The sequence below is a fragment of the Sulfurihydrogenibium yellowstonense SS-5 genome (assembly GCF_000173615.1).
Classification (GTDB): Bacteria; Aquificota; Aquificia; order Aquificales; family Hydrogenothermaceae; genus Sulfurihydrogenibium; species Sulfurihydrogenibium yellowstonense.
The window spans coordinates 1-4,411 of record NZ_ABZS01000149.1; the positions used below are offsets into that span (position 1 = coordinate 1).

Sequence of the window (4,411 nt, forward strand, 5' to 3'; positions counted from 1 at the left end):
CTATAGGTTGGTCTGGATATCTACGAACCTTTTTAGAAAAAAACTTTGGATTTACTCTGCCGGTTGAATTAACAGGTGCTTTTGACCCAAGTAAAGGAACTTTTTTTGATCTATTTGCTTTCTTGGGTGTTATTGTTGTTTTTGCTTTACTGACGATTGGAATCAAAGAAAGTGCAAAAGTAAACTCTGCAATAGTAATACTTAAGCTAATAGTTTTGATTGTTTTTATCATTGTTGGAATTAAATATGTAAAATTAGAAAATATTACTTCTGACTTTTTACCATATGGCTGGGAAGGGATTTGGCATGGGGCATCTTATGTAGTTTTTGCATATCTTGGATTTGACGCCATCTCTACATTGGCAGAGGAAGCAAAAGACCCACAAAAAACCATGCCAAAAAGTTTAATAACCGCCCTTGGAATTAGCACTGTTTTATATATAGCTGTCTCATTTGTACTGGTAGGAATGCTTAATTATAAATCTTATGAAGGAAAGCCTGACTCCCTTGCTTATGCTATGTATCAAGTAAATGAAAAATGGGTTGCTGACTTTATTTCTATTGGTGCAGTCATAACTATTACAAGCGTTATGATTGTTATGGGACTTGGTTTTACGAGGGTTATGTATGCATTATCGAGAGATGGACTTCTCTTTAAAACTTTTTCGGAAGTTCATCCTAAATTTGGGACTCCATATAAAGCTTCTATTGTTGGTGGATTATTTTTATCTATATTGGCCGGAATTCTGCCTTTAAAAGTTTTATCAGAGCTTGTAAATATTGGTACATTATTTGCATATATCATGGTAGGAATTGCTGCTATAGTTGTTAGAAAGAATTCAAACTATAATCCAATATTTAAAGTTCCTGCCCCAAATTTACTCCTTCCTTTAAATGTTATATTCTTACTTTTAATAATGGCGGGTTTACCGTTGGATACGTGGGTTAGATTTTTTATATGGAGCTTCATTGGACTTCTTATTTATGCTTTATATGGATTTAAAAATAGTAATTTAGGAAGGTAAGAAGTATTTTGAAGTCATCATTTTTCATTTTATTGAATGAAATGTCCGAGGCTGCTTGAAAGATTGACATCACCATTCTATAGCCGGCGAAGAATCCCCTTTTTGCCCCTCTTCCTTTCAAATAACAATAAAAGAGGAGATCCTTCAGGCTAAAGTCCCATTGCTTAAAAACGTGTCAGACTGGCAAAGGTTTCCTTAAAGAAAGCAGGAAATTCAAAGCAGTCTGACCTAATTTCTTACTTTAAATTAAAATAAAAACATCAGCCTAATAATCTTTCAAATAAACTCTTCACATCTTCTTGTTTACCAAGCTGGTTTGCTAAGCCTGTAAGATTATAGATTACATCTTCATTCAATGGATTTAATGTTGCTGCTTTATAGAAAAATCGATATGCTTTTTCTAAATTATTTGCATAATACTCCAATGCACCAAGAATATTATACAAAGGTGCACCTTGATAAACAGAAGCAATCTCGTTTATCAGATTAAATATTTCTTGCACATTTCCTTCGTTAATAGATTGCTCTATCATTTCTATCAATCTTTGTATTTGACCTATATTCTCTTGTAAATTTTTAACTTCTTCTTGAGAAAATCCTTGCTCCTCTGAAACTAATTTTTTAGCCTCATCAAAAAGACCCATGTTAAAATAAGCTTGAACCAACTTTGACAATGTAATTTTATTATGAAAACTTAATGCAGCTTTTCTGTAAAATTCTGATGCATTGTACAAATCATAATAGTCAGATAAAACATCTCCTACAGACGTATATGCAGTTGCTAAAGCAAGGTTCTCATTCTTATTCCATCCAAGCTTTGGGAAAAATTCTTGTAAAGGATATTTTTTTAATGCATCTCTTAAAGCTTTACTTCTATAAGAAGTATCTATAAATGTTTCTAATAAGTACTTCACTACATAGTTAAACTCTGACAGTTTTAACTTTAAGTTGTTTAAATTTTCATAAATAAATCTGTAAAATTCATAATCTTTAAAGCTTTCATCAAATTTTCCAAGTCTTTCTAAAGAATCTTTTTTTGTAATTACTCCAAACTCAGGAATATAATCTTCTATTTTCAAAGTCATTAATAAATTATTCTCTTTTCCATATACATCTTCCAGCTTTCTAATGCTTTCGTTACCTTCTATATCTTTGTAGACAATATTTGTATAAATAATATCAGCATCCGGATTTGATTCTAAAACTTCCATCATTTCCGGTATCATGTCAAACTCCAAGACAGTAGCATTATCTATCCAAAGAATTAACTCATTTTCTGCTTTGTCTATTATTTTATTTCTCAATACTGCTTTATTATCTGTATCAAGTCCTAAAGCTACAAAATCAAACTCTGCATTTTCTAAATCTTCTTTATTACCGGTATAGATTATTTGATCAAAATACTCTAAATTATCTTGAATTCCCTCCAAGACTTCATTAATTTTTGAAAAATCTGAAGTGGTCTTTAAAATCCCAAGTGTTAAATTCATATAATTATCCCTCCTTTTTATAAGTATTGTATTATATTTTATCAATAAAAAATAGATAAGGTTTTTTAATGACGGATTTAAAAATATCAGTTTTAATTCCAACTTATAATAGACCGGAGTATTTAAGAGAAGCTTTAAGAAGCATTATAAATCAATCACTTAAGCCATATGAAGTTATAGTAGCAGATGATAATCCAAATGAAGAGATAAACAAAAAGAATTTTGAAGTTGTAAACGAGTTTGCTAAAGATTATCCTTTTATAAAATATCATAAAAATGAGAAAAATCTTGGATCGGCTGAAAATTACAAAAATCTGTTTTACTTAGCGTCAGGAGATTTAATCCATTTTTTATGTGATGATGATATCCTTGCACCTTATATATTAGAAGAGTTAAGCAAGCCTTTTAAGGATGATGATATAGTAATATCTGCCGGAAAAACTTTATTTGTAGATGAAAAATTAAGGGTTATTTATTTGCCGGCATTAAGGAATCATTTAGAATTTTATGAAAAACATTTCAATGATTCTTGCGTTAATGGTAAATGGCTGATAGAAAAATCCTTAGAAAAGCTTTTTAACATTATGGGAAGTTTTTCAGGTTTTATGTTTAGAAAAGATAAAGTAGATTTTGAGCTATTTAAATTTGACAATATAGAATTTGAAGCTAATGCAGATTGGTTTTTGTGGATGAATTTAGCAAAAAAAGGAAAAGTTTATTTAAGTAATAAGGCCTCTAACCTGTACAGAATGCATGAAACAAATGATCAGCTTAACATAAAAACTATACTTAAAGAAGCAATCGAGAGACAAACTTTTTTAACAAAAGAATTTATTGGTAGTCTTGGTATAGATGAAAATTTATTTAGATACAAAGATGGGTTTACAAGAAATTTATATTACATTGATGCCTTTTACCAATACATAAAAACAGATAGAAAACTTTCTAAAGATTTAAAGCAACTTCTAAATAAAATCTACAATGCAAATTTAGATTTAAAAATTGAAAGAGAACCATTTTCTATAATTATAGTCTCTTATAACTCTTCAGATACTATCAAAGAATGCATTCAATCGGTTTTGGATTCTTATTTAATAGAAAACGATGAAATAATTATTGTTGACAATAATTCGAAAGATAACACGGTTGAAATTGTAGAATCTTTTAATGACAGTAGAATAAAGATAATAAAAAATTCAGAAAATCTTGGATATTCTAAAGCTATTAACCAAGGAGCCCAATTGTCAAAAAATCCTTATTTGGTATTTTTAAATCCAGATACTGTTGTAATCTCTAAAGACTGGTTAAACAGATTTTACAAAGAGCTTCAAGATAAGCAAGTTGCAATGGTTGGTCCGGTTTCTGATATAGCAATACATAAAAATATTTTATCTTATTATATTCCTCCAAACCTGAGATTTTTAGACTTAAAAAGATATGAAAGATTTTTAAAGTATATTTATAACCAATATCATGAAGATACTACCTTTTTATCAGGATTTTGTATTGGAATATCAAAAGAAAGGTTTTTAGAATTTGGAAAATTTGACGAAGACCTTATCCTTAAATTTAATGACTTTGATTTTTCATTAAAAGCACAAGAAAAAAATCTAAAACAGTATGTTTTACCTTCGGTATTAATAGCACATAAAAATCATATATCTTTTGAAGAAGATATAAAAGAAGCTAATTATTTAAATAAGCTAAGTCTATACAACTTTTTAAAGAAGCTAATCAAAAAATACGGATATGGAAACGTTCCAAATCCAATAGATTTGTTTATGAAAGATGTAAGAAAAACAGAGCCATTTTATGCATTTGACTTGTCTGACGGAAGATACAGATATGTTTTCAAATTTACAGATAAAGAAAAGCCGAAAGACTTTTTTAGACAAA

3 protein-coding genes are annotated in these 4,411 nt (G+C 29.1%); 2 read left to right on the forward strand and 1 reads right to left on the reverse strand.

Annotation, left to right across the window (positions count from 1 at the left end; all coding sequences use genetic code 11):
* On the forward strand, positions 1-1,025 hold a 1,025-nt coding region (locus SULYE_RS06400), incomplete at its 5' end, for an amino acid permease (protein WP_007547700.1).
* 260 nt (positions 1,026-1,285) lie between these two features.
* Here SULYE_RS06400 and SULYE_RS06405 read toward each other — a convergent pair.
* Positions 1,286-2,515 carry a glycosyltransferase family 2 protein gene (locus SULYE_RS06405; protein WP_007547701.1) on the reverse strand — a complete coding sequence of 410 codons (1,230 nt, stop codon included), beginning with the start codon at positions 2,513-2,515 and terminating at the stop codon, positions 1,286-1,288.
* A gap of 68 nt (positions 2,516-2,583) precedes the next feature.
* Here SULYE_RS06405 and SULYE_RS06410 point away from each other — a divergent pair.
* Positions 2,584-4,411, forward strand: a 1,828-nt coding sequence (locus SULYE_RS06410; RefSeq protein WP_007547702.1) for a glycosyltransferase family 2 protein, incomplete at its 3' end; no start/stop codon positions are given.